26 protein-coding genes are annotated in these 24,941 nt (G+C 54.6%); 6 read left to right on the top strand and 20 right to left on the bottom strand.

Features of this window, described 5'->3' with window-relative positions:
• Positions 1–160: 160 nt before the first annotated feature.
• The 3 genes from uvrA to CHU32_RS17655 all read left to right on the top strand — a co-directional run bounded on the left by uvrA (position 161) and on the right by CHU32_RS17655 (position 3,893).
• A complete protein-coding gene (gene uvrA, locus CHU32_RS17665) occupies positions 161–2,983 on the top strand; it encodes an excinuclease ABC subunit UvrA (RefSeq protein ID WP_103750897.1) in 2,823 nt (940 codons plus the stop codon).
• Positions 2,984–3,122: 139 nt separating this feature from the next.
• Complete coding sequence (locus CHU32_RS17660) at positions 3,123–3,551, top strand: hypothetical protein (protein WP_103677367.1); 429 nt, start codon at positions 3,123–3,125, stop codon at positions 3,549–3,551.
• Positions 3,552–3,554: 3 nt separating this feature from the next.
• Positions 3,555–3,893: a hypothetical protein gene (locus CHU32_RS17655; RefSeq protein WP_103677366.1), complete on the top strand. Its 339-nt coding sequence runs from the start codon at positions 3,555–3,557 to the stop codon at positions 3,891–3,893.
• A 1-nt stretch (position 3,894) separates the two neighbouring features.
• On the opposite strand, the gene CHU32_RS17650 is transcribed toward CHU32_RS17655, so the two are convergent.
• The 8 genes from CHU32_RS17650 to dnaB form a co-directional block, all read right to left on the bottom strand.
• Positions 3,895–4,248, bottom strand: coding sequence for an MmcQ/YjbR family DNA-binding protein (locus CHU32_RS17650; protein WP_103677365.1), 354 nt, complete (start codon positions 4,246–4,248; stop codon positions 3,895–3,897).
• 2 nt (positions 4,249–4,250) lie between these two features.
• Positions 4,251–4,667, bottom strand: a complete 417-nt coding sequence (locus tag CHU32_RS17645) for a secondary thiamine-phosphate synthase enzyme YjbQ (RefSeq protein ID WP_103677364.1) — start codon at positions 4,665–4,667, stop codon at positions 4,251–4,253.
• A 109-nt stretch (positions 4,668–4,776) separates the two neighbouring features.
• A complete protein-coding gene (gene aphA, locus CHU32_RS17640) occupies positions 4,777–5,490 on the bottom strand; it encodes an acid phosphatase AphA (RefSeq protein WP_103677363.1) in 714 nt (237 codons plus the stop codon).
• A gap of 191 nt (positions 5,491–5,681) precedes the next feature.
• Positions 5,682–6,875, bottom strand: a complete 1,194-nt coding sequence (gene tyrB / locus CHU32_RS17635; protein WP_103677362.1) for an aromatic amino acid transaminase — start codon at positions 6,873–6,875, stop codon at positions 5,682–5,684.
• A gap of 70 nt (positions 6,876–6,945) precedes the next feature.
• On the bottom strand, positions 6,946–7,956 hold the full coding sequence (locus CHU32_RS17630; RefSeq protein WP_103677361.1) for an AAA family ATPase: 1,011 nt from the start codon (positions 7,954–7,956) through the stop codon (positions 6,946–6,948).
• Positions 7,953–8,510, bottom strand: coding sequence for a nicotinamide riboside transporter PnuC (gene pnuC / locus CHU32_RS17625; RefSeq protein WP_103677360.1), 558 nt, complete (start codon positions 8,508–8,510; stop codon positions 7,953–7,955). The genes CHU32_RS17630 and pnuC overlap by 4 nt, the downstream gene beginning before the upstream one ends.
• Before the next feature lie 24 nt (positions 8,511–8,534).
• A complete protein-coding gene (gene alr / locus CHU32_RS17620) occupies positions 8,535–9,614 on the bottom strand; it encodes an alanine racemase (RefSeq protein ID WP_103677359.1) in 1,080 nt (359 codons plus the stop codon).
• 38 nt (positions 9,615–9,652) lie between these two features.
• Positions 9,653–11,059, bottom strand: a complete 1,407-nt coding sequence (gene dnaB, locus CHU32_RS17615; protein ID WP_103677358.1) for a replicative DNA helicase — start codon at positions 11,057–11,059, stop codon at positions 9,653–9,655.
• A 63-nt stretch (positions 11,060–11,122) separates the two neighbouring features.
• On the opposite strand from dnaB, the gene CHU32_RS17610 reads away from it, so the two are divergent.
• Positions 11,123–12,106: a quinone oxidoreductase gene (locus CHU32_RS17610; RefSeq protein WP_103677357.1), complete on the top strand. Its 984-nt coding sequence runs from the start codon at positions 11,123–11,125 to the stop codon at positions 12,104–12,106.
• A gap of 164 nt (positions 12,107–12,270) precedes the next feature.
• Here CHU32_RS17610 and pspG read toward each other — a convergent pair whose 3' ends face one another.
• From pspG to CHU32_RS17590, 4 genes are all read right to left on the bottom strand, one after another.
• Positions 12,271–12,513 carry an envelope stress response protein PspG gene (pspG, locus tag CHU32_RS17605; RefSeq protein ID WP_103677356.1) on the bottom strand — a complete coding sequence of 81 codons (243 nt, stop codon included), beginning with the start codon at positions 12,511–12,513 and terminating at the stop codon, positions 12,271–12,273.
• A gap of 136 nt (positions 12,514–12,649) precedes the next feature.
• Complete coding sequence (dusA, locus tag CHU32_RS17600) at positions 12,650–13,657, bottom strand: tRNA dihydrouridine(20/20a) synthase DusA (protein ID WP_103677355.1); 1,008 nt, start codon at positions 13,655–13,657, stop codon at positions 12,650–12,652.
• Between the two features lie 124 nt (positions 13,658–13,781).
• Positions 13,782–14,090: a type II toxin-antitoxin system YafQ family toxin gene (locus tag CHU32_RS17595; protein ID WP_103677354.1), complete on the bottom strand. Its 309-nt coding sequence runs from the start codon at positions 14,088–14,090 to the stop codon at positions 13,782–13,784.
• Positions 14,065–14,346 (bottom strand): type II toxin-antitoxin system RelB/DinJ family antitoxin, encoded by a 282-nt coding sequence (locus tag CHU32_RS17590; RefSeq protein ID WP_103677353.1) that lies wholly within the window; start codon positions 14,344–14,346, stop codon positions 14,065–14,067. The genes CHU32_RS17595 and CHU32_RS17590 overlap by 26 nt, the downstream gene beginning before the upstream one ends.
• Before the next feature lie 162 nt (positions 14,347–14,508).
• Here CHU32_RS17590 and zur point away from each other — a divergent pair, with 162 nt between their 5' ends.
• Positions 14,509–15,021, top strand: a complete 513-nt coding sequence (gene zur / locus CHU32_RS17585) for a zinc uptake transcriptional repressor Zur (protein ID WP_103677352.1) — start codon at positions 14,509–14,511, stop codon at positions 15,019–15,021.
• Between the two features lie 77 nt (positions 15,022–15,098).
• Here zur and CHU32_RS17580 read toward each other — a convergent pair whose 3' ends face one another.
• The 3 genes from CHU32_RS17580 to CHU32_RS17570 all read right to left on the bottom strand — a co-directional run bounded on the left by CHU32_RS17580 (position 15,099) and on the right by CHU32_RS17570 (position 16,602).
• Positions 15,099–15,308, bottom strand: coding sequence for a CsbD family protein (locus CHU32_RS17580; RefSeq protein ID WP_103677351.1), 210 nt, complete (start codon positions 15,306–15,308; stop codon positions 15,099–15,101).
• Between the two features lie 207 nt (positions 15,309–15,515).
• The gene (gene lexA / locus CHU32_RS17575; RefSeq protein ID WP_103677350.1) at positions 15,516–16,124 is read right to left on the bottom strand and encodes a transcriptional repressor LexA; all 609 of its coding nucleotides are present in this window, start codon (positions 16,122–16,124) and stop codon (positions 15,516–15,518) included.
• Positions 16,125–16,233: 109 nt separating this feature from the next.
• Positions 16,234–16,602: a diacylglycerol kinase gene (locus CHU32_RS17570; RefSeq protein ID WP_103677349.1), complete on the bottom strand. Its 369-nt coding sequence runs from the start codon at positions 16,600–16,602 to the stop codon at positions 16,234–16,236.
• A 129-nt stretch (positions 16,603–16,731) separates the two neighbouring features.
• Here CHU32_RS17570 and plsB point away from each other — a divergent pair, with 129 nt between their 5' ends.
• Complete coding sequence (gene plsB / locus CHU32_RS17565) at positions 16,732–19,152, top strand: glycerol-3-phosphate 1-O-acyltransferase PlsB (RefSeq protein ID WP_103677348.1); 2,421 nt, start codon at positions 16,732–16,734, stop codon at positions 19,150–19,152.
• A 302-nt stretch (positions 19,153–19,454) separates the two neighbouring features.
• On the opposite strand, the gene ubiA is transcribed toward plsB, so the two are convergent.
• From ubiA to malK, 5 genes are all read right to left on the bottom strand, one after another.
• Positions 19,455–20,330, bottom strand: a complete 876-nt coding sequence (gene ubiA, locus CHU32_RS17560; RefSeq protein ID WP_103677347.1) for a 4-hydroxybenzoate octaprenyltransferase — start codon at positions 20,328–20,330, stop codon at positions 19,455–19,457.
• The gene (ubiC, locus tag CHU32_RS17555; RefSeq protein ID WP_103677406.1) at positions 20,305–20,841 is read right to left on the bottom strand and encodes a chorismate lyase; all 537 of its coding nucleotides are present in this window, start codon (positions 20,839–20,841) and stop codon (positions 20,305–20,307) included. The genes ubiA and ubiC overlap by 26 nt, the downstream gene beginning before the upstream one ends.
• Positions 20,842–21,015: 174 nt before the next feature.
• Entirely contained in the window at positions 21,016–21,942 is a 927-nt protein-coding gene (malM, locus tag CHU32_RS17550) for a maltose operon protein MalM (protein WP_103677346.1), read from the bottom strand.
• A 110-nt stretch (positions 21,943–22,052) separates the two neighbouring features.
• Entirely contained in the window at positions 22,053–23,390 is a 1,338-nt protein-coding gene (locus CHU32_RS17545; RefSeq protein WP_103677405.1) for a maltoporin, read from the bottom strand.
• Positions 23,391–23,465: 75 nt separating this feature from the next.
• The gene (malK, locus tag CHU32_RS17540; protein WP_103677345.1) at positions 23,466–24,575 is read right to left on the bottom strand and encodes a maltose/maltodextrin ABC transporter ATP-binding protein MalK; all 1,110 of its coding nucleotides are present in this window, start codon (positions 24,573–24,575) and stop codon (positions 23,466–23,468) included.
• Positions 24,576–24,941 lie beyond the last annotated feature (366 nt).

Here is a 24,941-nt window from a genome sequence, read left to right as displayed (position 1 = left end):
ATTCCATGAAACAACTTCCTGGTGACATTTTTGCACATCCGCGCGGAAGTTGCATTCCAATACTGTATATTCATTCAGGTTAATTTGTGTCATAATTAGCCGTTTCAGTTGCAAAAACGCCGTTTGTCCTTCAAACAAATCAGGCTACCGGGAAAGGTGAATGGATAAGATAGAAGTTCGGGGCGCACGTACCCACAATCTAAAAAACATCAACCTCGTCATCCCTCGCGACAAACTGATTGTCGTCACCGGGCTTTCGGGTTCTGGCAAATCTTCTCTGGCTTTTGACACGTTATATGCTGAAGGGCAACGTCGCTACGTCGAATCCCTTTCCGCTTATGCGCGTCAGTTCCTGTCACTCATGGAAAAGCCGGACGTCGATCATATTGAAGGGTTATCGCCGGCGATTTCTATCGAACAGAAATCAACCTCGCATAACCCACGTTCTACCGTGGGCACGATTACCGAGATCCACGACTACCTGCGCCTGCTGTTTGCCCGCGTGGGCGAGCCGCGCTGCCCGGACCACGACGTGCCGCTGGCCGCGCAAACCGTCAGCCAGATGGTTGATAACGTGCTGTCGCAGCCTGAGAGCAAGCGCCTGATGCTGCTCGCCCCGATCATTAAAGAGCGTAAAGGCGAGCACACCAAAACTCTGGAAAACCTGGCAAGCCAGGGGTACATCCGCGCCAGGATTGACGGCGAAGTCTGCGATCTCTCCGATCCGCCGTCGCTGGAGCTGCAAAAGAAACACACCATTGAGGTGGTGATTGACCGCTTTAAGGTGCGTGAGGATCTTTCACAGCGTCTGGCCGAATCCTTTGAAACGGCGCTGGAACTCTCCGGCGGCACGGCAATCGTCGCTGATATGGACGATCCAAAAGCAGAGGAGTTACTCTTCTCCGCCAACTTTGCCTGCCCGATTTGCGGCTATAGCATGCGTGAGCTTGAACCGCGCCTGTTCTCGTTTAACAACCCGGCTGGCGCGTGTCCTACCTGTGATGGGCTGGGCGTGCAGCAGTATTTCGATCCCGATCGTGTACTGCAAAATCCGGAGCTGTCGCTGGCTGGCGGCGCGATCCGTGGCTGGGACCGGCGGAATTTTTACTATTTCCAGATGCTGCGCTCGCTGGCAGAGCACTATAAATTCGACGTTGATGCGCCGTGGGGTAGCCTGAGCGCCAACGTGCAAAAAGTCATTCTCTTCGGCTCCGGTAAAGAGTCAATTGAATTCAAATATATGAACGATCGCGGCGACACGTCTGTACGTCGGCATCCGTTCGAAGGCGTGCTGCATAACATGGAGCGTCGCTACAAAGAGACCGAGTCCAGCGCGGTGCGCGAAGAGCTGGCAAAGTACATCAGCAACCGCCCGTGCGCCACCTGTGACGGTACGCGCCTGCGCCGTGAAGCACGCCATGTGTTTGTCGAAAACACCGCGCTGCCAACCATTTCCGACATGAGCATCGGTCATGCGATGGACTTCTTCACTAACCTGAAGTTGTCCGGTCAGCGCGCCAAAATTGCTGAGAAAGTACTCAAAGAGATTGGCGATCGTCTGAAATTTCTGGTTAACGTCGGCCTGAATTACCTGACGCTGTCGCGCTCGGCGGAGACCCTGTCCGGCGGCGAGGCCCAGCGTATTCGTCTGGCAAGCCAGATCGGTGCCGGCCTGGTGGGCGTGATGTACGTGCTGGATGAACCGTCTATCGGCCTTCATCAGCGCGATAACGAGCGTCTGCTGGGCACGCTGGTTCACCTGCGCGATCTTGGTAACACCGTTATTGTGGTTGAGCACGATGAAGATGCCATCCGCGCGGCGGACCATGTCATTGACATCGGCCCCGGCGCAGGCGTTCACGGTGGTCAGGTAGTGGCAGAAGGCCCGCTGGATGCCATTATGGCAGTCCCGGAATCCCTCACCGGCCAGTACATGAGCGGCAAGCGTAAGATTGAAGTGCCGAAAGAACGCGTGAAAGCCGATCCGGAAAAAGTGCTGCGCCTGACCGGCGCGCGCGGTAATAACCTCAAGGATGTAACGCTGACGCTGCCGGTAGGGCTGTTTACCTGCGTGACCGGCGTTTCTGGCTCGGGTAAATCGACGCTGATTAACGACACGTTGTTCCCGATTGCCCAGCGCCAGCTAAACGGCGCGACTATCGCCGAGCCAGCGCCGTATCGTGATGTGCAGGGTCTGGAGCATTTCGATAAAGTCATTGATATTGACCAAAGCCCCATAGGCCGCACACCACGCTCTAACCCGGCGACCTACACCGGCGTCTTTACGCCAGTGCGTGAACTGTTTGCCGGCGTACCGGAATCACGCTCGCGTGGCTATACGCCAGGACGTTTTAGCTTTAACGTGCGCGGCGGGCGCTGCGAAGCCTGCCAGGGCGACGGCGTGATTAAAGTCGAAATGCACTTCCTGCCGGACATTTATGTGCCGTGCGATCAGTGTAAAGGCAAGCGTTATAACCGCGAAACGCTGGAAGTGAAGTACAAAGGCAAGAACATTCATGAAGTGCTGGATATGACTATCGACGACGCCCGTGAGTTCTTTGATGCCGTTCCGGCGCTGGCGCGTAAGCTCCAGACGCTGATGGACGTTGGCCTGTCGTACATCCGCCTCGGTCAGTCAGCGACCACGCTTTCCGGCGGTGAGGCCCAGCGTGTGAAACTGGCGCGTGAACTCTCGAAGCGCGGCACTGGCCAGACGCTGTATATCCTTGACGAGCCGACCACCGGTCTGCACTTCGCCGATATTCAACAATTGCTGGAAGTACTGCATCAACTGCGGGACCAGGGCAACACTATCGTGGTCATTGAGCATAACCTTGATGTGATCAAGACCGCTGACTGGATTGTTGATCTTGGTCCGGAAGGCGGCAGCGGCGGCGGCGAAATCCTCGTCTCCGGCACACCAGAAACCGTAGCGGAGTGCGAAGCCTCGCACACGGCTCGTTTCCTTAAACCCATGCTGTGATCTTCTGCCGCTTCCTGCTCCGGGAAGCGGCATCATTCTCCCTCATTTTTTCTCATTTCTCCTGCGTGAGTATTTATGATTTGCCATGTCTTCCGGGACGTTATGAGATGGTTGCCTCTGTTTATTGCCGGAAACCACCATGCTGCGGAAACCATTTCTTACTCTGTGCTGCGCCCTTCTGCTCTCGGCCTGCACCCCGGTCGACAATTACAATGCGCAGGCCTATCAGCAACTGCAAACGCTGGAAGCGTCCTATCAGCGTTTTCTGACTGATGCCGCCGCCGCGCCGTTAGATCAAAAAATCATTGCCCAGGACGATGCCATCTTACGTCAGGAATTTGACGACGCCTTAATGCTGGCGGCAACGCTCAACGACACGCTGCGGATAGAAAATCTGAATGTGCTGGAGGGCGGGTATTTTCGTCTGCATGCGCGACTGATGCATCAGAACGCGCCGTTGAGCCCGCTACAGGCGAAATTGTATGGGCAACAAGTACAACAAGCCTGCCAGCTGGCTATCGACGGCGAATGCCTGCGCGCCGGTGCTGCCTGCCATTCCGGGAGCTAAGTGATGTCCTCCACAGACGCAATACAGACCCTACTCACTGCTTCCGATATCCCGCTTTCGGGGCCCGGCGCGACCGCCACAGAGTTTTTCACGCTGCTTAAATGTGCCCTGGCAGATGAAGATGCCGGCATTCGCGATGCCGGTGGACTCATAGCAATGGCACTGCGTGAAAAAGCACGCGGCTGGCTCACGCAGGAGGACCTGATCGTGTTGCTGGAAGGCCAGCGTGATATCGCTCGCCTGCGCGCCAATAATGCGGAGATTGCTCTGCGCAATCGTATTCAGTCGATCACTATCCGCTTACTGGATATCATCCTGGCATCGCTGATTGCCGCCCTCTGAATCAGAGCGGTAGCAGTTTGCGCTTCTCATCCGGCAAGGTAGCGATGGCTTGCTGGTAAGAGGCATCGACCAGATAGTAAATCTGTGAAGCCGGTAGCGTGCCGTCGAGATAAACGGTGCTCCAGTGCGCCTTATTAAGATGCTTACTGGGACGCACATCTTTATGTTCATTACGTAACAGTTCTGCCAGCTCCGGACTGGTTTTCAGGGAGACGGCCGGGCGTTCTTCCACAATTTTAACCATCGCAAAAAGGACATCTGCGACCTTAATTTGCGTGGCCTTCCAGTCACTATGTACGCTTTGTTCTGCGCCGGGCTTTGCCATACAGTATTGTAATAGTTCCGAATCGGTCATGGTTATTCTCCTTGCAGGGTCGCAATAATGTGACGCGAACCGCCGTGAATACGGTGCTCTCCCAGCCAGATCCCCTGCCAGGTTCCCAACTGTACGCGGCCGTTTTTTACCGGCAGCAGCAGAGAGACGCCCAGCGTTGACGATTTGATATGCGACGGCATGTCGTCCGGCCCTTCATAATCATGCTCATAAGCCGCGTCGTCGGGAATGGTCGTAAGAAAATGCTGCTCCATATCGCGCCGCACGCTCGGATCGCAGTTTTCATTGAGGGTCAGGGAAGCGGAAGTGTGCTGTAGCAGCAGGTGCAACAAACCGGTATTAACGCGGGAAAGCGCATGAATTTGTCCGAGCACCTCATCGGTGACAAGGTGAAATCCACGCGGTTGCGCGCGTAATGTCAGGGTTTGCTGATACCACATAAGCTGCTCCAGTCAGAAAGATGAATCTCTCTAAGTGTGCAGCAAGACGCCAAAAGGTAAACCCTTTAGCGTCTTTTTGTTTAAAAAATCAGCGTTTCACGCGCACGTATTAATATTCAGAGTTAGCAATGACCTCTTCACCAAACGCCCCGGCCTGCGGCAACGGTTTATAGGTTGAGTTTGACGCACGTAAAACGCGAATGGCCCGCGCGCCCGTTTCCTGCGCGGCGGTTATGTCGTTGTCAGAATCGCCGTAGAACACCTTAACCTGCTTATCATGCAGCCATTGCGTTTTGGTATTCTGGCCCGCCTTCTCACCAGCAAAAATAACCGGATTCATGTTGGCCGCCGGAATAGCAAAATCAGTCTGAAGCGTTTTTGACACCGTTTCCGTCTGTGTCTGGCTGCGCCCGGTAATGAAATAAATACGGTCACCGCGTTTCACATGCATGGCAATCAGCGCGCGCGCCACCTCTTTGGGAATGCTGAACTCATCCCAACCGTTGTTCATTTTTTCCCAGAAGGCCGGATTATGGAGGTAGTCTTCGCTACCCGGCGAAAAGGTCTCTTTACCGCGCCAGAATCCCGGACTTGAAAACAGGACGGTGTCGTCGATATCAAACCCGACGGCTATCGGCGGGCGGCCTGTCAGGCTATTTTCGATCTGCGCCACGGACACCCAGTGAATGGGCGCTTGTTCGGCGAGCCGGGCAACGTTAGTGCCGGTATACAGCGGAGAAGGCGTGGAGGCGCGGGCCACGACGGTGCTATTGAGCGCCAGAGCCAGGCCAGCGGCACCAAGCGCCATAATGATCTTACGCATACATTCATTTCCCTGAGTCGCAATTTATTATCGTTTTAACCCGCGCAAGACAGCGCGTTTTGGCAGACCTTACCCCCGGGGGCGGACGAAAGGAAGGTTTTTATCCGCTTTTGTGACATGAATAGCTAAAGGGCAATGGTGTGAGACCCGGCACTGTGCCACAAGGTCTCACGCTCAAAGTAAGTGAGTACTTACATTACAGCAGCAAAGGCCCGGGCGACGCGCTGAACATTATGGTCATTCAGCCCGGCAACGCACATCCGCCCGCTGGCAATCAGGTAGATACCGAATTCATCGCGCAGACGATCGACCTGAGCTGCGCTCAGACCGGTATAGCTAAACATGCCGCGCTGTTGTAACAGGTAATCGAAATTGCGGCCCGGCACGGCGTCTTTGAGTACCGTCACCAGCGTCTGACGCATTGCCAGAATTCGCAGGCGCATTGCCTCTACTTCCGCCAGCCATTGCGCTTTTAATGCCTCGTCGCCGAGTACTGTCGCGACAACTTGCGCGCCAAAGTTCGGTGGGCTGGAGTAGTTGCGGCGCACGGTGGCTTTAAGTTGTCCAAGCACGCGCGAGGCAGAATCGGCATCGTCACAAACCACTGACAGGCCACCCACGCGCTCACCATACAGCGAGAAAATTTTGGAAAACGAATTGCTGACCAGCGCTGGTAGCCCCGCGCTGGCGATTGCGCGGATGGCATACGCATCCTCATCCATTCCGGCACCAAAACCTTGATAGGCAATGTCGAGGAACGGGATCAACGCGCGGGTCTTCAGGACCTCGATCACGGCATCCCACTGCGCATTGGTGAGATCGGACCCGGTGGGGTTATGGCAGCACGGGTGGAGCAGAACAATACTCTGCGCAGGCAGCGTATGCAGGGTTTTCATAAGCGCGTCAAAGCGAACACCTTTGGTCTCATCATCAAACCAGGGGTACGTGTTTACGCTGAATCCAGCGCCTTCAAAAATGGCGACGTGGTTGTCCCAGGTAGGATCGCTCACCCAGACGCCTGAATCCGGGAAGTAGCGCTTCAGGAAGTCCGCGCCGACCTTCAGCGCGCCGGAGCCGCCCAGCGTCTGAATCGTTGCCACGCGGTTTTGCGCCAGTAACGGGTGATCGGCACCAAACAGCAGAGGAGCAATGGTATGGCGATAAGTATTCAGACCTTCCATCGGCAGATAAAGAGAAGCACCGTGCGGCTGCGCATTGAGCCGCGCCTCGGCTTCAGCCACCGCCTGTAGCTGCGGGATAATACCGTCTTCATTGTAATAAAGGCCGATACTGAGATTGACTTTGTCGCTGCGCGGATCGTCTTTAAAACGCTCCATCAGGGAGAGGATCGGGTCGCCAGCGTAGGCGTCAACTTTCTGAAACACGTGGTGGTTCTCCAGGTTTACGGTCTGAGTGAATAACACAATAAACCAGCCCGAAGGGAGATAACAATGTTTAATGCAATGTTGAAAGATGCGCCAGAATTTGCGCTACCCGCTCAGTAAGCGCACCGCTTACCCGGATAAACGGCAGCCTGCGGCGCGCCAGTTCACGCTCATACCACGCCTGCTGGAGATGGCGGAACGCCTCGCCCTGCCGCGTACCGTCCTGGACAAAGGCAAAATCCGTATCGCACAGGATGATTAAGGAGTAAGGACGTTCTGCCAGTTGATGGAGTTCTTCTGGTGCCTGACCGAACTGATGGAGCGTATAGAATAACGTGGTCAGCGGCGAGGTGTCGCAGACCAGATACTGTGCGGGATGCGCGGCGTCTTCCCGCTTCACCTGGGTGCGGGCAATGTGCAGCAGATCGTCATAACTTAATTCGCCGTGCTTCGCTTCCCAGTATTCGCGGCCAAATTCGGCAACGAAATCAGTATGTAACGCCGCGGCCAGCGCCTGTGCGAGCGTACTCTTACCGGTTGATTCACCGCCCAGCAGACAAATGCGGAAGACAAAATCACGGTAAACCTCCTCCGCCAGCAGCGCACGATGACGGTGGACATCGGCACGGATCAGCGTCCCGGACGGCGCATCCGCTTGTGTTCCGCGCTGGAGCCTGACGTGAGTGACTGGCTGATTAAAACGCGCGCTGAGTACCGCTGCAAAGCCGTCGCCGTAATCTTCGCCGGTAAAAACCGCCTGCGGATGCTGCTGAAAGACCTGCTCACATACTGTGGCAACATAATGTCGGTGCGTATCCGCCGGGTCGTCATTTTGCGGAATCGCCGGCAGTTGCCACTGTGCCACCCTTTCAGGCATCAGCACCAGCGACTGACATTGTGGAAACCGCAGTTGCAGCCAGCGCTGGCGCTTTTCCGGTTCACAGCCTGGCAGTTCCGGCACCGAATAGCTCAGCAGCAATACTGTTTCACACTGCGCCAGCGCAGCGTTAATCAGCCGTTCATGACCGCAGTGCAGCGGCGCAAACTTACCAACCACCAGACCGGTCGTAAAACGTTTCATTGCGCCCGCAGCTCCCTGCGCCATTTCCACAGACCGTGCCAGGCATTGAACCAGAAAATCAGATACAGCACCGCCGTCAGGGACAATCCCCGGTAAGCATACAGCGGCACCGCCAGCGTATTCACCGCCAGCCAGACATACCAGTTTTCCAGGCGGCGACCCATCAGCATAAACTGCGCCAGTATGCTGAACGTCAGGATTAATGAATCCAGCCACGGCGACCAGGCGTTGGTAAAGGTGTGCAGCAGCAAACCATAGCCAGCGGCAACAAGAATTGCGCCACAGAACAGTAAAAAAAGATGCCCAACAGACGTTTTACGGATGGGCAGCACCTCGCCGTGATGGCCTTTAAGCCAGTGCAGCCAGCCGGTAATGCTGGTGATGATGAAAAAGACCTGAAGCGTCACATCAGCATATAGCTGAACAGACCAGAATACCCAGCCATACAACACGCTACCAATGATCCCCGTCCACCATGTATGAACGCTGTTACGCGCCGCCAGCCAGACGGAAATGGCATAGCTGAGACAGGCGGCGATTTCTGGCAATGTCATCATTCCCTCCCTGGAGCGCCAGGCTTAATCGATATAGTGCATCGCGACCCGTGACGTCAGGCGCGTAATAAGTTCGTAAGCACTTACTTTTGTGATATCGGCAATGCGTTCAACGGGCAGGCCGTCGCCCCACATGATCACCGGATCGCCCGCCCGCTCGGTGGCCTGCGGTCCTAAATCAACGCAAATCATATCCATCGCCACACGCCCGACAATCGGCACTTCCCGGCCGTTGACCAGCACCGGCGTCCCGGACGGCGCGGCGCGCGGATACCCGTCGCCGTAGCCCATCGCTACCACGCCCAGACGTGTATCGCGCTCGCTCACCCAGGTCCCGCCATAGCCCACCGGTTCACCGGCTTTATGCTCGCGCACGGCAATCAGGCTGGAGGTCAGCGACATAACGGGCTGAAAACCAAAATCCGGCCCCCAGGGCTTTTGTTCCAGCGGTGAGACACCGTAAAGAATAATGCCCGGCCGCACCCAGTCAAAATGCGACTGCGGCCACAACAAAATACCGCCTGACGCGGCAATTGAGCGCTGCCCCGGTTTGCCTTCGCAGAAGGTATTAAAAATATCGAGCTGCCTTTCCGTTGCCCCGCATTCTGGCTCATCGGCACGGGCGAAATGGCTGACTATATTGACCGGCTGGCGCACGTTTTTACACTGCGTCAGACGCTGATAAAACGCCTCTGCCTCTTCCGGGCGCACGCCGAGGCGGTGCATGCCGGTATCAATTTTCATCCAGACGGTAACGCGTTCGCTAAGATCGGCCTGTTCTAACGCGGCAAGCTGTTCGAGATTATGCACGGCGGTATGCAGGTGCTGCGCGGCGATCGTTGGCAGATCGGCGGCATTGAAAAAACCCTCAAGCAGCAGGATGGGCCGGGTAATACCGCCCTCACGCAGCCGTAAGGCTTCTTCGAGACGGGCGACGCCGAAAGCGTCAGCGTCGGTAAGCGTTCGCGCGGTCTCCAGAAGACCGTGTCCGTAGGCGTTCGCTTTCACCACCGCAACGAGGCAACTGGCAGGAGCCAGTTCGCGCAGGCGTTGCAGGTTGTGTCGCAGAGCGCGGCGGTTAATAACTACAGTTGCCGCTTGCATGTGTGTTCCTTGATAAATGTGTGCTTGAGTTACCTGAATTATTCGTCGTCGTACTGTGGCCCGGCGTAGTTATCAAAACGCGACCACTGTCCGTTAAAGGTCAACCGTACCGTCCCGATCGGGCCGTTACGTTGTTTACCAATAATGATTTCCGCGATGCCTTTAAGATCGCTGTTCTCGTGGTACACCTCGTCACGATAGATAAACATGATAAGGTCGGCGTCCTGCTCAATGGAGCCGGATTCACGCAGGTCTGAGTTGACCGGTCGCTTATCGGCGCGCTGTTCCAGCGAGCGGTTAAGCTGCGACAGCGCCACCACCGGTACCTGAAGCTCTTTCGCCAGCGCTTTCAGCGAGCGGGAAATCTCAGCGATTTCCAGAGTACGGTTGTCAGAAAGTGACGGAACGCGCATTAGCTGGAGGTAGTCGATCATGATAAGACTAAGCCCGTCATGCTCGCGGAAAATACGCCGTGCGCGGGAGCGAACTTCTGTCGGCGTCAGGCCGGAGGAGTCGTCAATATACATATTGCGCTTCTCCAGCAAAATGCCCATCGTGCCGGAGATACGCGCCCAGTCCTCATCATCAAGCTGCCCGGTACGAATACGCGTCTGATCCACGCGGGAGAGCGACGCCAGCATACGCATCATGATTTGCTCGCCGGGCATCTCCAGACTGAAAATTAATACCGGTTTGTCCTGCAACATCGCCGCATTTTCGCAAAGGTTCATCGCGAAGGTGGTTTTACCCATCGACGGACGCGCGGCGACGATGATCAAATCCGAACGCTGTAGCCCGGCGGTCTTTTTATTCAAATCCTGATAGCCGGTATCCACCCCGGTAACGCCGTCATGCGGTTGCTGAAACAGGGTCTCAATACGCGCCACGGTGGCGTCGAGGATTTGATCGATGCTTTTCGGGCCTTCGTCTTTATTGGCGCGATTTTCGGCAATCTGAAAAACGCGGGACTCGGCAAGATCCAGCAGTTCGTCGCTGCTGCGGCCCTGCGGATCGTAGCCCGCATCGGCAATCTCATTGGCCACTGAAATCATATCGCGGACGACCGCGCGTTCACGCACGATGTCAGCATACGCGCTGATGTTCGCCGCACTTGGCGTATTTTTCGATAATTCCGCCAGGTAAGCGAAGCCACCCACGCTATCAAGCTGCCCCTGCTGCTCCAGCGATTCCGCGAGGGTAATCAGGTCGATAGGTTTACCCATCTCCTGCAAACGCCCCATTTCGGTGAAAATGTGCCGGTGTGGCCGGGTATAAAAGTCGTCCGCCACAACGCGCTCGGCAACATCGTCCCAGCGTTCGTTGTCCAGCATTAAACCCCCCAACACCGACTGTTCCGCTTCAATCGAGTGCGGGGGCATTTTTAACCCGGCAACCTGCGGGTCGCGAGGTTCAGTCTGTTTGTTGAAGGGTTTATTTCCTGCCATAGTGAATGGAGTTACCGAGATGATGAATGGGTCGAAAGATTATCACATTGTTCAGGAGGAAGCATGGCAACACGCATTGAATTTAACAAGCACGGCGGACCGGAAGTGTTGCAGGCGGCAGAGTTTACGCCGACCGAACCGGCGGAAAACGAAATTCAGGTAGAGAACAAAGCGATTGGCATCAACTACATTGACACCTATATTCGCAGCGGCCTCTATCCGCCGCCCTCCCTGCCCAGCGGTTTAGGCACCGAAGCCGCGGGTGTGGTAAGCAAAGTCGGTAGCGGCGTCACCGACATTAAACCTGGCGACCGGGTGGTCTATGCGCAGTCTGCGCTTGGGGCCTACAGCTCAGTGCATAACGTGCCTGCCGATAAAGCCGCTATTCTGCCCGATGCCATTTCCTTCGAGCAGGCAGCAGCGTCGTTTTTAAAAGGGCTGACGGTGTTTTACCTGCTGCGTAAAACGTATGAAATTAAGCCGGAAGAGATCTTCTTGTTTCATGCCGCAGCGGGAGGTGTCGGATTGATTGCCTGCCAGTGGGCAAAAGCCCTTGGCGCAAAACTTATTGGCACGGTCGGCTCTGCGGAAAAAGCCCAGCGCGCGAAGCAGGCAGGCGCATGGCAGGTGATTAACTACCGCGAAGAGAACCTGGTCGAACGGGTAAAAGAACTGACCGGCGGTAAAAAGGTCCGCGTTGTTTACGATTCAGTAGGTAAAGATACCTGGGAGGCGTCGCTGGACTGTCTGCAACGTCATGGGCTAATGGTAAGCTTTGGTAACTCTTCCGGCCCGGTGACGGGCGTTAACCTTGGCATTCTGAACCAGAAAGGTTCGCTGTTTGCGACGCGCCCTTCTCTTCAGGGATATATCACCAATCGCGAAGAACTGACGGAAGCCAGCAATGAGCTGTTTTCCCTGATCGCCAGCGGCGTGATTAAAGTGGATGTGACAGACGCGCAAAAATTCGCCCTGAAAGAGGCGCAGAAGGCACATGAAACGCTGGAGAGCCGGGCGACGCAGGGTTCAAGTCTGCTGATCCCCTGAAAAGTTTAGGGCTTCCACGAGGGAAGCCCTTACTTTTTTTAGTTCGGCCGTATGTAGGGTACAGCTCGATGAATTCGTTCGACGGATAATAGTGACAGATTTGCCTGGCAAAACCTACGCGATTCTGTACGAAAGTGCCGGGGTTGTGATCCCCGGCACATTCCTTAGTAACGTGAACGCTTATTGCGCTGATATTGCGGAACTTTTGGCGCTTTTATTACCCGAATGACCCATACGATTGCGACTGCCAGCAGCAACCACGGCAGCAGTTTGATGACTATCGCGAACAAGCCCCCCACAAACATCAGCACCGTGGCGACGACCAGCGCCGCGAGGATACCCACCAGCGATATACCGGTCATAAGTAGCATGACAAAAAATCCGATGATAAATAATAGTTCCAGCATGGCGACATCTCCCGAATACCCCTGATACAGTGGTCTTTACAAAAATCGTGCCATAATTAAATTATTGAAATTAAACAAAAACGCCCCGCACGGGCTGTGCGAGGCGTGGTGAATTTGACCAGATTTTAGCGAAACCTTAACGTTTATCAGCCACCAGCTTAAGCGCATGCTCCAGTACGTTGATGTCCGCTCCCGGCTTATGCGCATTTTCACTCAGATAGCGACGCCACTGCCGTGCGCCGGGCAGCCCCTGAAACAAACCCAGCATGTGCCGGGAAATATGTCCAAGGTACGTACCCTGACTGAGTTCGCGTTCAATATAGGGGTACATGGCGCGCACGGTCGCCACCGTATCGACGTGCGCACCCATGGCCTGAAAAATCTCCCGATCCACCGATGCCAGCATGCCTGGGTTCTGGTACGCCTCACGCCCGACCATTACGCCATCCATATGCTCCAGATGCGCTTTCGCTTCGTCGAGAGATTTAACGCCGCCGTTAATAGACATGGTTAAGTGCGGAAAATCGCGCTTAAGCTGGTAAACGCGCGGGTAATCCAGCGGCGGGATCTCGCGATTTTCTTTCGGACTCAGGCCGGAGAGCCATGCCTTGCGGGCGTGGATAATAAACATCTCGCACTCGCCTTTTCCAGAAACCGTGTCAATAAACTGGCACAGAAACGCGTAGCTGTCCTGATCGTCGATGCCGATACGCGTTTTCACCGTCACCGGAATGGAAACCACATCGCGCATGGCTTTTATACAGTCCGCCACCAGCGCGGCATTGCCCATCAAACACGCGCCGAACATGCCGTTTTGCACGCGGTCTGAAGGACAGCCCACGTTGAGATTGATTTCATCATAACCGCGCGCTTCGGCCAGTTTTGCACACTGCGCCAACGCCGCCGGGTCGCTGCCGCCTAACTGGAGCGCGACCGGATGCTCTTGTTCGCTATAGGCCAGATAATCGCCTTTGCCATGAATTATCGCCCCTGTGGTCACCATTTCCGTATACAGCAGCGTGTGGCGGGTAAGCAGGCGCAGGAAATAGCGGCAGTGCCTGTCCGTCCAGTCGAGCATCGGCGCGATGGAGAAGCGGTGTGCGGGGAAAGCGGTTACGTTTTCACATTCTTTATTTTGCTGCATTTTAAACTTCTGATGTATGGTGGATTTGAGCCTCTACTGGTTTGAGCAAGGCTTTCTGGCATACTTATGACGAAAAGCCAGATTAACATACTTCCCAGGATTCTCTTTCGGTCGAGGCTAAACCTCAACCAAATAGCTCGCTGTGAGTACCCAAATCGACAAAGACCACAATATTCTGCTTCTCATCGATATGGTATAAAAGTAAAAAGTCACCTCCAATGTGGAGCTCTCTCGTTCCCATCCAGTTACCTTTCAACTCATGGTCAAGATACTCAGCCGGAAGCACTTTATTAGCAAAAATTAACTGCATAACAGCTACAACGTCGTTCATGTTGTAGCGACCTGAGCGATTATAACGTTCCCACGACTTCATGAAGGTTTTAGTATATTCAACCGCCCGCGGTAATTTACTTCTCTTGTTCACCATTGCCATTCAATCCTTTAAGCATGGCATCCATTGAATCAAAACGAGCGCTACGGCTGTTAAGAATATCCTGCGTCTCACGTAATGCGGCAGCGGTTTTAGGTGAGGGGCGACGGGTAACTTCAAAAGGCAATCCCTGAGTCTGAACGACCTTTTCCAGAAACAGACGGATAGCCGCGCTGACGGTTAACCCACAGCCAGTCAAAACATGTGTTACGTCGCTTTTCAGCTCTTCAGAAATACGGGTGTTAATTCTGGTATCCATAAATCCCTCCTTTTTCGTGCATCCATTGTACTCACAAAACAGCTTCCCCTCAAATCTTCCTGGTGCGTAAGAAATCGACTTTTCCAGATATAATTCCCGCCATTTCTGACTTCCCGCAGAACATGGTAAACTGCACCATTATTTCCCCCACGTGAGGACGCTATGGATAAGACCACTTCGCAAGAGATGTTAGCGCAGGCTGAAAAGCTGTGCCTGCAACGCAATGTGCGCCTGACGCCGCAGCGTCTTGAAGTGCTGCGGTTGATGAGCCTGCAACAGGGTGCGATCAGCGCTTACGACCTGCTCGATCTGCTGCGTGATAAAGAACCGCAGGCTAAACCGCCGACGGTCTATCGCGCGCTGGAGTTTTTACTCGAGCAGGGGTTTGTACATAAGGTGGAATCAACCAACAGCTATGTGCTGTGCCATCTCTTCGATCATTCCCATACCTCAGCGATGTTTATCTGTGACCGCTGTGGCGTGGTAAAAGAGGAAGGTGCCGATGGGGTGGAAGATATTATGCATGCGCTGGCGGCACGGATGGGCTTTGCCCTGCGCCACAACGTAATAGAAGCCCACGGCCTGTGTGCAGACTGTGCCGAAGTGGAGGCCTGCCGCCATCCGGGTGAGTGTCAACACGATCACAGTATCCAGGTAAAGAAAAAGCCGCGCTAAACTCATCGCGGCTTCTCATGGGGTGGTACCTCCATGTACCTCGGGTAGGATCATCTCAGCGGTGACTGAGTTCGCTACTACCAGCGGTAATCGTGACGGGTTTCCCAGTCTTTTACTTCCGTTTCCGCCTGATCTTTCTCGTAACCGTAACGTTCCTGGATTTTACCTACCAGCTGGTCACGTTTACCTTCAATGACGGTCATGTCGTCATCGGTCAGTTTACCCCATTGTTCTTTCGCTTTACCTTTGAACTGCTTCCAGTTACCACCTACTTGGTCTTTATTCATAATTATGTCCTCATTGTTGGGGTACAAATCATTTGAATTCTGTCGTCCAGATAAGCTGTGTTTTCTGCTGAACGTAAGAATAAGTGTAGATGACGATCCTGCACTCTGCGGGGAATTAAGAATATTTAACCCTGCGGGCGAGATGATAACGAGGACAAGTAAGGGGGTGACGGCGGTGCTGCGAGCGCCGCCGTCATCAGAAGCATTTTATAGCCATTCGCCGTTACGAATCACGCCGACAGCCAGCCCTTCAATAGAGAAGCTTTGTTTGCGCAGATCAACGACAATAGGGGAAAACTCGCTGTTTTCCGGTAACAACTCGACTACGTTACCCTGTTTTTTCAGCCGCTTAACGGTTACTTCTTCATCAATGCGCGCGACAACCACCTGGCCATTACGCACGTCCTGTGTTTTATGTACCGCCAGTAAATCACCGTCCATAATGCCAATGTCTTTCATCGACATACCGCTAACGCGCAACAGGAAATCGGCGTTCGGTTTAAACAAAGACGGGTCAACCTGATAATGGCTTTCAATATGTTGCTGCGCCAGCAGCGGCTCACCTGCAGCCACGCGGCCGATAAGCGGAATACCTTCTTCTTCCTCAATCAGCAGACGAATACCACGTGATGCGCCGGTAACGATTTCAATCACCCCTTTACGCGCCAGTGCTTTAAGGTGTTCTTCCGCTGCATTTGGGGAACGGAACCCCAAACGTTGCGCAATTTCCGCACGCGTCGGTGGCATGCCTGTCTGGCTGATGTGATCCCGGATGAGATCGAACACCTCTTGCTGCCTGGCCGTTAACGCTTTCATTCCGCCCCCTGGGTGTATATACAGTTGTGCTGTGAGTATATACAGTCAACGGTGATTTTGGAACCGTAAATCGCACAAAAAACAGGAGTCTTTTCGGCTTTTGCGACCTTTAACCAAAATGAGACCACAATAAGGTCGCCCAGGTGACTAACGCGATAATAATCGCCAGTAGCACTGCCGCCGATCCCATGTCCTTAGCACGGCCCGACAACTCGTGCCGCTCCGTTCCTATACGGTCCACGACCGCTTCAATTGCACTGTTTAAAATTTCCACGATCATTACCAGCAGTACCGAACCAATCAGCAGGACGCGCGTTACCGGATCAACATCCAGCCAGCAGGCGATGATGACGGCCACTACGGCCGCCACGCCTTCCTGGCGAAAAGCCGCTTCGTTGATCCATGCCGCACGAAATCCTTTCCAGGAATAACCCGCTGCGTTGATAATCCGGGTCAATCCGGTGGTATTATTGGCCATTAAAAGAACCTTTTTACATTATTAGCGTCAATGATATAGCGCGCTTCCTGCGTAAGCTCAGAAAATCGGTTCACTTTCTGATATCCTTGCAGCGCATTTGCATGATTAACCAGAGGCTTCACATCGTTTATGTCCGGCTGGCCACGAATTTACTACAAATTACTGAATTTACCATTAAGCGTTCTGGTAAAGAGCAAGTCTATTCCGGCGGAACCCGCGCAGGAACTGGGTCTGGATACCTCCCGCCCTATCATGTACGTCTTGCCGTACAACTCAAAAGCGGACCTGCTCACGCTGCGCGCCCAGTGTCTGGCGCACGATCTCCCCGACCCGCTGGAGCCGCTGGAGATCGACGGTACCTTGCTGCCGCGTTACGTATTTATTCACGGCGGACCGCGCGTGTTTACTTACTACACGCCGAAAGAAGAGTCTATCAAACTCTTTCACGACTATCTGGATCTGCATCGCAGTAATCCGGGCCTTGACGTACAAATGGTGCCAGTATCCGTGATGTTTGGCCGTTCGCCAGGTCGTGAAAAAGGTGAGGTTAACCCGCCGCTGCGAATGCTTAACGGCATACAAAAGTTTTTTGCCGTTTCCTGGCTGGGGCGCGACAGCTTTGTTCGCTTCTCGCCGTCCGTCTCTTTACGCCGCATGGCTGACGAGCATGGCACGGATAAAATCATTGCGCAAAAGCTGGCGCGCGTTGCGCGTATGCACTTTGCCCGGCAGCGTCTGGCGGCCGTCGGGCCGCGCCTGCCTGCACGTCAGGATCTGTTTAATAAGCTGCTGGCGTCCAAAGCCATTGCTCGCGCGGTTGAAGATGAAGCGCGGAGCAAAAAAATCTCCCATGAAAAAGCGCAGCAGAATGCCATTGCGCTGATGGAAGAGATTGCCGCTAACTTTTCTTACGAAATGATCCGCCTGACCGACCGCATTCTCGGCTTCACCTGGAACCGTCTGTATCAGGGGATTAACGTCCATAATGCCGAGCGGGTACGGCAACTGGCGCATGATGGCCATGAGATTGTCTACGTGCCCTGCCACCGCAGCCATATGGACTACATGCTGCTCTCTTATGTGCTTTATCATCAGGGCCTGGTGCCGCCGCATATTGCCGCCGGTATCAATCTGAACTTCTGGCCTGCCGGCCCGATTTTCCGCCGTCTGGGTGCATTCTTCATCCGCCGTACGTTTAAGGGCAATAAGCTCTATTCGACGGTATTCCGCGAATATCTGGGCGAGCTGTTCAGCCGTGGCTATTCAGTCGAATACTTTGTCGAAGGGGGCCGCTCGCGCACCGGTCGCCTGCTGGACCCGAAAACCGGCACGCTGTCGATGACGATTCAGGCAATGCTGCGTGGCGGTACGCGTCCAATTACCCTGGTGCCGATTTACATCGGCTACGAGCACGTGATGGAAGTCGGCACTTATGCCAAAGAGCTGCGCGGCGCGACCAAAGAAAAAGAAAATCTGCTGCAAATGATGCGTGGTTTAAGCAAGCTGCGTAATCTCGGTCAGGGCTACGTTAACTTTGGCGAGCCAATGCCGCTGATGACGTACCTTAACCAGCACGTTCCTGAGTGGCGTGACGCTATCGACCCCATTGAAGCGGTACGCCCGGCCTGGTTGACGCCAACGGTAAACCATATTGCCGCCGATTTAATGGTGCGCATCAACAATGCGGGCGCAGCCAACGCCATGAACCTGTGCTGCACCGCCCTGCTGGCTTCCCGCCAACGTTCCCTTACCCGCGAGCAATTAACGCAGCAACTGGAATGTTATCTCGATCTGTTACGCAACGTGCCCTATTCGCCCGATGCGACCGCGCCTGTGGCGAGCGCAAACGAGCTTATTGAACATGCATTGCAGATGAATAAGTTCCTGGTCGAGAAAGATACTATTGGCGATATTATCGTCCTGCCACGCGAGCAGGCGGTGCTGATGACCTACTATCGCAACAATATTGCGCATATGCTGATGCTGCCATCACTGATTGCGGCCATTGTGACGCAGTATCGGCAGATTTCACGTGACGCGCTGCTGCGCCATGTGGAATTGCTGTACCCGATGCTGAAAGCCGAACTGTTCCTGCGCTGGGATAGCAGTGAAGTGGCAGGGGTGATTGACGCATTGACGGCAGAGATGGCGCGCCAGGGTCTGATTACCCTTGAGGAAGCGGAGTTCCGTATTAACCCGGCCCGAGCCCGCACGTTACAACTGCTGGCGGCAGGCGCACGTGAAACGCTACAGCGCTATGCCATTACCTTCTGGCTACTCAGTGCTAACCCGTCGATCAACCGTGGCACGCTGGAGAAAGAGAGCCGTACCGTGGCGCAACGTTTGTCCGTGTTACACGGCATCAACGCCCCTGAGTTCTTCGATAAAGCGGTCTTCAGTTCTCTGGTGCTCACGCTGCGTGATGAAGGCTATATCAGCGATACCGGCGATGCAGAACCAGCAGAAACCATGAAGGTGTATCAGATGCTGGCAGAGTTAATTACGTCTGACGTACGGTTAACGATTGAGAGCGCGGCGCAGGGCGAGTAAGAAAAAAGGCCGGGATACGGGCATATGCAACGCCGCTGCAATGCCTGGCGGCGCTGCGCTTGCACAGGCCTACAGTGGCTGACATTCAGGCATCCGTAGGCCGGGTAAGGCGAAGCCGTCACCCGGCAGATCTACGCTGAAAAGCTAACGTTATACGAATGACCAGCATTCGTAAGCCGGGTAAGGCGAAGCCGCCACCCGGCAGGTCTACGCTGAAAAGCTAACGTTATACGAATGACCAGCATTCGTAGGCCGGGTAAGGCGAAGCCGTCACCCGGCAGGTCTACTCTCAAAAGCCAACGTTATACGAATGACCAGTAACTTACCGCCAGCCCGACAAACAGTGCCAGTCCGACATAGTTATTATTCATAAACGCCTTAAAACAGGCATCGCGCTCACGATGCACAATCAGCTTCTGCTGATACACAAACAGCCCGCCCGCCACGGCCACCGCCGCGTAAAATGCGCTGCCCAGTCCATTCAGCCAGCCAATGGCAACCATCAACGCCAGTACCGCCGCCTGCAAAATACCAATGATCAGCCGATCGTGACGACCGAAAAGGATCGCCGTTGATTTCACGCCGATCTTCAGGTCATCATCGCGATCGACCATCGCATACTGCGTGTCGTAGGCCACCGCCCAGAGAATATTGCACAGGAACATCAGCCAGCAGCTCAGCGGCAGCGTTTCGCTGACGGCGGCGAACGCCATCGGAATCGACCAGCCGAAAGCCGCACCAAGCACTACCTGCGGCAGATGGGTGTAGCGTTTCATAAATGGATACACCCACGCCAGCAGCAGCGCAGCAACGGAAAGCAGGATGGTCATCCGGTTCAGCGTCAATACCAGCAGGAAAGAGCACAGCACCAGCACCACAAACAGCATCCGCGCTTCTTTACCACTAACCGCCCCGCTGGGCAGCGGTCGATTCGCTGTGCGCTTCACATGACCATCAATCTTGCGGTCAGCATAATCATTAATCACGCAACCCGCCGCGCGCATCAGCCAGACGCCAGCGACAAAAACAGCCAGTATCCACAGCGGCGGCAGCCCCGGCGTTGCCACCCAGAGTGCCCATAGCGTCGGCCACAATAGTAACAGTGCACCAATCGGTTTGTCGGTACGCATCAGGCGGTGATACGCCAACAGCTTATTCTGCGTCAGACTCCACTCCATCTCTCTCTTCCTTCTGGTAAATCGGTGATGCCGGTAGAAATAACTCTGTCAGTAGCAAGGGTTTTCCGTTGAGCCGAAGACGCGAGCGCCGCCCCCATAACTCGTCGCTCCTCCCAACTTCAATAAAATCTCGGGTCAGGGTCGATGAGGTAAATAAATAACGCCCCAGCGGGGTCTTACCCAGTTTTTGCAACGCCAGTTCAGGGCCGCTGAGTGTCGATTCCGGTACGACAGTACGGCCCACCAGCCAGGGGACGCCATCTGCGCAGAGAATAATCTCCCGCAGCCAGTAACGCGGCTCTTCCGGCAGTAGCGTCAGTTCTTCTGTAATGGCTTCCCGGCCAACAAACGCTTCGCGAAGTAAAGTAACAGTGACCGTTTTCCCCTGCTGTTCAAACCGTTTGGTCATCGAATCTTCCAGCAATAGCCACTCACGCAGTGTGGTTTTCAGCGAGGGGATAACATCAAGATAGCGCAGCGCACGCAATTGCGTTAGCGCAGGATGTGACATGCCTGTTTCTCCGGTACAAAGCCTGAAGCTATTGTAACGCAGAAAAGCGCGACAGGGGGCGGGTTAGATGCAAAAGCGCAACAGATATGTAACACGGCCGTGCAGACAAAAAAAGTGCGCCCCGAAGGACGCACCGAAAGGCTAAGCCTAAACATCAGCATTGTGGGGAAACGATCACCCCTTGCCTTTTACACTGCTGATAAAGGTGGAACGCGCTGACGTTGACCCCAGACGCTCTGCTTCGTTAAGTAGTTTCAATGCCTTATCGACATCGCCTTTATCGACAGCCTGTTTAATGGCCTGATTAAAGTAAGCTTCAGTATCGTTGAGGACCGGCTCGCTTTTGGCAACGGGAGCGGCGGTCGGTGCAGGCGCGCTATACGCAGGCGCTGCGGTATTGCCAACGGTAACGGAACCCTGGTTTGATGAACCAAACAGCGGGCCAACCAGTACGCTGGAGCTACTGTTGGTTTTCACTTTCAGTTTCACCACGCCATCTGTGGTGTGACGGGCAACCGGATCGGGAATATCCGGTACCGCATTACCGATCCCTTTAGCGTAGGCCTTGGCAGGGTCCAGCAGCGTTGTGGTTTGCTGTAAATCTTTCTCAGTGGTAAAGACCAGCACGTAAATTTTTTGCTGTCCCAGCGCTGGTGTCAGACGCATCACCCCTTCAAGACGGTCTGCGCTCATCACGCCCGGCTCCTGATAGGTAAAGTAGCTGCTGGGGAAAAAGGCGGACGGCGTCAGGTTCTGATCGAGGATCAGCACGTTCGGTGCGAAGACGCTGCTCTGTTTGTTGACTTCACTGGTCAGTGTTAAGGTCAGCTCGCCGATATTGGCCGGTACACTGTACGCGATAACCGGACCAGTAATGCCCGCAACGTCGAGTCGTTGTCCGACGGAAGCAATGGTCGAGGTTTGCTGTTTTGACTGATCAACTGGCGTCCAGGTGAGCTGCTGTAGCGCAGCGGCCGGGATGGCTGGCGCGGCAGCGGTGTTTTGCGGTACGTAATTGACCTCGCCCAGGCTGATTGCCGGCGCGGCGGCCAGTAACCCTGCTGTCAGGCAGAGCGCAACAAGACTTTTGTTCATTTTCATTATTATCACCTCAAAATTGCCGGGTATAGCGGTGGCCAGGCAATAGCGCGCTACCCCTTAAGACATTGAGGGGCTTGCGCCCCTCTTTTGGTCATACGGTTAACCCGGTATTACCACCAGATTTCCATCTGTGCGCCGAAGCTGAACTCATCGTCGTCACCACGGCTGTTGGAGAACTGGCCGTTGCCGGTGGAGTCGCTGATCGCTGAGCGGCCGATATTGCCGTTAGAATCTTTGGCGTAGCCCCATTTTTCATCCCATTTCGCATAGGTTGCGAACAGACGCAGAGCAGGACGAGACCAGATGCTGTCGCCAGCCTGCCACTGTTGAGCAAGGGTGATTTTGTACTGGCTGTTGCGATCGCTGGTTTGCTGCGATTTCACGTTGTCGTAGCCCACTTCCAGCAAGGTGCTCATGATCGGTGTCCATTTGTACATCGGACGCACACCGACGGTGTACCAGTCGGTACCACGGTCGTCATCACGGTCGATTTTCTGGTACATACCGACGTACATCAGGTCCCATTTGTCAGCAAGAGTAATTGCACCGTGGTCGATAACGCGCCACAGAGAACCGTCGTTGTTAACGTTACGATCGGCAGCAATGTCATCATCGGTCCAGGAGCCCTGCGGAATACCTTTACCCTGCGCGGTCATCGCGTCAGTAGCGTATTGCAGAACAAATTTGTTGAAGCCTTTCATCATGCTCTGGGTATGTTCAGCGGTGAACATCCAGCCATCTTTCGATGCGCCGTCAGCCAGACGATAATCATCGGTGGTGTTAGCACGGCCGTAGTCCACACCAAATTCCAGCATGCCGTCCGGGTTGGTTTCCAGACCGGCTAAACGCACGTCATACACGTCGTTAGCGGTGTCTTTGGTGGCGTCATAAATATGGTTGCTGCTAAAGGAGGTAGAACCGCCGGATTCCTGCGAACGCGTGGCGGCAAAAGAGAGTTTACCAATACCGTTCAGATCGATGTTTTCGATACCGGCACCAGGACCAGAGATATCCCAGTAGTAGAAGTCGATCATATGAACGTCATGACGCTGATAGAAACGCTTACCAGCCCAGATGGTAGAACCTGGCAGCGCGTCGATCAGGTTTTTACCCTGCACGTTGGCTTCGCGGAAGGCCGGATCGGTGGCTTCCCAGTCATTTTGCTGTGCGACGGAGTAGGCAACGTTAGTGTCGAAATAGAAGCTCTTATCGCCTTCTTTCCACACTTCCTGACCTAATTTCAGTTCCGCATAGGTTTCACATTCGTTACCGAGACGGTATTTACTTTGTGCACCGGTTGCCTGGAAACACTGTTGTTCGCCGCCGCTGCCGGTCCAGCCAATGCCGGAACGAGCGTAACCTTTAAAATCGACGGCACCAGCGTGGGCAGAGAGAATGCCCGCGGTAATGGCGATCGCCAGTGGAAGTTTGCGCAGAGTAGTCATTATTCTATCTCCTGAGATCATTGCTTTTCTTTTATTACGCATCGGGCTTTACACACTTTGCGTATTTAATGGGAATGCTTAAACGCCCGGCTCTTGATGCAACCGACGACATGCAGTGCCATCCTCACGGAACAGATGGCAACGCTCTGGCGGCAGGCCGATAGCGAATGTGGCACCCTCTTCTACCAGCACCACGTCATTCTGGCGGTACACCAGGTTCTGACGGATGGCGGGGATCTGGATATGGATCTGTGTTTCGTGACCTAGCTGCTCGACCACCTGAACTTCACCTTCCAGGGTGACATCAGCGATGTCGCTGGGCAGCAGATGTTCCGGGCGAATACCGAGCGACATATTTGCGCCGACCTGTACATTAGCGCTATCTACCGGCAGCCAGACGTGCTGGCGGTTAGGCAACTCAACCTGCACCTGGTCGATGGCCGTGGCGGTCACTTTCACCGGCAGGAAATTCATTTTTGGCGAGCCGATAAAGCCCGCCACGAAGCGATCTGCCGGGTAGTGATACAGCTCCAGCGGCTTACCGACCTGCGCCACGCGACCGGCATCCAGCACCACGATTTTGTCGGCCAGCGTCATCGCTTCAACCTGATCGTGGGTGACGTAAATCATCGTGCGGCCCAGCCGTTTGTGCAGGCGAGAGATCTCAATGCGCATCTGCACGCGCAGCGCGGCGTCAAGGTTTGAGAGCGGCTCATCGAGCAGGAACACGCGCGGCTCCGCCACCAGCGTGCGGCCAATCGCCACGCGCTGACGCTGCCCGCCGGAAAGCGCCTTTGGCTTACGCTCCAGCAAGTGCGCAAGCTGAAGTACTTCCGCCACCTGATTCACGCTCTGCTTCATAACCTCTTTTTTGGCACCTGCCAGCTTGAGACCAAACGACATATTTTCGGCAACGGAGAGATGGGGATAGAGCGCATAGGACTGAAACACCATACCCACACCACGTTCGGCGGGCGGCACGTCATTCATTCGGGTTTCACCAATGAATAAATCGCCGCTGGTGATGGTTTCTAATCCGGCGATCATGCGCAGCAGGGTCGATTTCCCACAGCCTGACGGGCCAACAAAGACCACGAATTCACCTTCATGGATCTCGAGGTTGATATCTTTTGATACCACCACGTCGCCCCAGGCTTTCGTTACATTCCGTAGCTGTACGCTCGCCATGCCCTCTCCCTTCGTTACAACCTGTCATCAACAGAAACATTCAAGATGGGCTGACTATGGGCCAAAGCACCACGCGGCAAATCCTCCACCCCCTCTCTTTTTTATGGGGGAGGAGTCAGGAGGATGAGACGCGTGCTTCTGAGACCGTGCGCGGGGCGCGGCGGCTATTTTCGTGATACAGCCAACAAAAATCGGCGCGTTTTTATGTGCGCTGGAACGCATAACTCAAATTTATGTAACGCAGATCACAGAACGACGCGGTGGGGCGTAGAGGTGGGGAGGATGGAAAGGGCTTGTCAAACCCGGAGACTGAGCATCGTCAAGCCACCTGAGCGTCTCCACGCGTAATGACCATAAGGACGGGAT

This window comes from Superficieibacter electus, from assembly GCF_002915575.1.
GTDB classification, from domain to species: Bacteria; Pseudomonadota; Gammaproteobacteria; order Enterobacterales; family Enterobacteriaceae; genus Superficieibacter; species Superficieibacter electus.
Note: the sequence above shows the minus strand (reverse complement) of the source record. Positions and strands in the feature narration are given on the sequence as shown.

Excerpts from the sequence above, each read along its gene's own strand:
- uvrA (WP_103750897.1), top strand. The coding sequence starts at position 161 with ATGGATAAGATAGAAGTTCGGGGCGCACGTACCCACAATCTAAAAAAC.
- CHU32_RS17660 (WP_103677367.1), top strand. The coding sequence starts at position 3,123 with ATGCTGCGGAAACCATTTCTTACTCTGTGCTGCGCCCTTCTGCTCTCG.
- CHU32_RS17655 (WP_103677366.1), top strand. The coding sequence starts at position 3,555 with ATGTCCTCCACAGACGCAATACAGACCCTACTCACTGCTTCCGATATC.
- CHU32_RS17650 (WP_103677365.1), bottom strand. The coding sequence starts at position 4,248 with ATGACCGATTCGGAACTATTACAATACTGTATGGCAAAGCCCGGCGCA.
- CHU32_RS17645 (WP_103677364.1), bottom strand. The coding sequence starts at position 4,667 with ATGTGGTATCAGCAAACCCTGACATTACGCGCGCAACCGCGTGGATTT.
- aphA (WP_103677363.1), bottom strand. The coding sequence starts at position 5,490 with ATGCGTAAGATCATTATGGCGCTTGGTGCCGCTGGCCTGGCTCTGGCG.
- CHU32_RS17630 (WP_103677361.1), bottom strand. The coding sequence starts at position 7,956 with ATGAAACGTTTTACGACCGGTCTGGTGGTTGGTAAGTTTGCGCCGCTG.
- pnuC (WP_103677360.1), bottom strand. The coding sequence starts at position 8,510 with ATGACATTGCCAGAAATCGCCGCCTGTCTCAGCTATGCCATTTCCGTC.
- alr (WP_103677359.1), bottom strand. The coding sequence starts at position 9,614 with ATGCAAGCGGCAACTGTAGTTATTAACCGCCGCGCTCTGCGACACAAC.
- dnaB (WP_103677358.1), bottom strand. The coding sequence starts at position 11,059 with ATGGCAGGAAATAAACCCTTCAACAAACAGACTGAACCTCGCGACCCG.
- CHU32_RS17610 (WP_103677357.1), top strand. The coding sequence starts at position 11,123 with ATGGCAACACGCATTGAATTTAACAAGCACGGCGGACCGGAAGTGTTG.
- pspG (WP_103677356.1), bottom strand. The coding sequence starts at position 12,513 with ATGCTGGAACTATTATTTATCATCGGATTTTTTGTCATGCTACTTATG.
- dusA (WP_103677355.1), bottom strand. The coding sequence starts at position 13,657 with ATGCAGCAAAATAAAGAATGTGAAAACGTAACCGCTTTCCCCGCACAC.
- CHU32_RS17595 (WP_103677354.1), bottom strand. The coding sequence starts at position 14,090 with ATGGCAATGGTGAACAAGAGAAGTAAATTACCGCGGGCGGTTGAATAT.
- CHU32_RS17590 (WP_103677353.1), bottom strand. The coding sequence starts at position 14,346 with ATGGATACCAGAATTAACACCCGTATTTCTGAAGAGCTGAAAAGCGAC.
- zur (WP_103677352.1), top strand. The coding sequence starts at position 14,509 with ATGGATAAGACCACTTCGCAAGAGATGTTAGCGCAGGCTGAAAAGCTG.
- CHU32_RS17580 (WP_103677351.1), bottom strand. The coding sequence starts at position 15,308 with ATGAATAAAGACCAAGTAGGTGGTAACTGGAAGCAGTTCAAAGGTAAA.
- lexA (WP_103677350.1), bottom strand. The coding sequence starts at position 16,124 with ATGAAAGCGTTAACGGCCAGGCAGCAAGAGGTGTTCGATCTCATCCGG.
- CHU32_RS17570 (WP_103677349.1), bottom strand. The coding sequence starts at position 16,602 with ATGGCCAATAATACCACCGGATTGACCCGGATTATCAACGCAGCGGGT.
- plsB (WP_103677348.1), top strand. The coding sequence starts at position 16,732 with ATGTCCGGCTGGCCACGAATTTACTACAAATTACTGAATTTACCATTA.
- ubiA (WP_103677347.1), bottom strand. The coding sequence starts at position 20,330 with ATGGAGTGGAGTCTGACGCAGAATAAGCTGTTGGCGTATCACCGCCTG.
- ubiC (WP_103677406.1), bottom strand. The coding sequence starts at position 20,841 with ATGTCACATCCTGCGCTAACGCAATTGCGTGCGCTGCGCTATCTTGAT.
- malM (WP_103677346.1), bottom strand. The coding sequence starts at position 21,942 with ATGAAAATGAACAAAAGTCTTGTTGCGCTCTGCCTGACAGCAGGGTTA.
- malK (WP_103677345.1), bottom strand. The coding sequence starts at position 24,575 with ATGGCGAGCGTACAGCTACGGAATGTAACGAAAGCCTGGGGCGACGTG.